This window comes from Bartonella sp. PS7NMGDW, assembly GCF_042193585.1.
Taxonomy (GTDB): domain Bacteria; phylum Pseudomonadota; class Alphaproteobacteria; order Rhizobiales; family Rhizobiaceae; genus Bartonella; species Bartonella grahamii.
The window spans coordinates 1-671 of sequence record NZ_JBHILX010000116.1; the positions used below are offsets into that span (position 1 = coordinate 1).

At 37.7% G+C, this 671-nt stretch carries 1 protein-coding gene and 1 pseudogene; both read left to right on the forward strand.

What is annotated here, in order from left to right; translation table 11 throughout:
• The first annotated feature begins 74 nt into the window (after nt 1-74).
• Entirely contained in the window at nt 75-395 is a 321-nt protein-coding gene (locus ACFIKJ_RS09615) for a hypothetical protein (RefSeq protein ID WP_375652206.1), read from the forward strand.
• A gap of 3 nt (nt 396-398) precedes the next feature.
• Nucleotides 399-671 (forward strand): annotated as a pseudogene (locus ACFIKJ_RS09620) (hypothetical protein); the annotation flags it as partial.

Sequence of the window (671 nt, forward strand, 5' to 3'; positions counted from 1 at the left end):
TAATCAATTTTTCACAGAATAAAAATCAATATTTGACTAATGATGTCATTAATTATGACTCAAAAGGAGCAATGATGAAAGCTGTCATCACTAAGCCAATGTGTGTTGTTGGAGACAATAAAAGCACTGTTCGCTTTGAACCATCAACACCCAATAATCCATTTGTTGAAGTTTCCAATCAAGTCTACGCACGTCTCAAGCGCGCTAATGCTGTAAAACCTTTTATTGGAGTCAAGACAACAGCAAAAACAGACAAGGCAGTTGAACAAATTAAGCAGATAAAACAAGAAGCCGTACAAACATCGTCTGAGCCAGTGACAGAGGAAATTCCACTCGAAAAACCAAAAGCACCTAAAACTTCCAAGTCATCAACACCTACCCCCAAAAAGGCTTAGAAGTTGAAATTAATTATCCACCAAAAATGGTATCTTCAACAGGTAAAAGATACCTTCACAAACCTTCAAGCACCACGCCTTAATTGGGCTCTGCGTAATGCTCTAAACACTGCAGCAAAACAAGTTGAACGCTTTACTGAAAAGCAAGTTGCAGACATCTCATCAGCCCAAATAAAGCGTATAAGAAGAGGTGTTTATATTAAAGAAAAGGCGACAGCAAGGTTTCTTGAGACAGATATCATTGGTTCTGGAACACCAATACCTCTTAAATTTTTT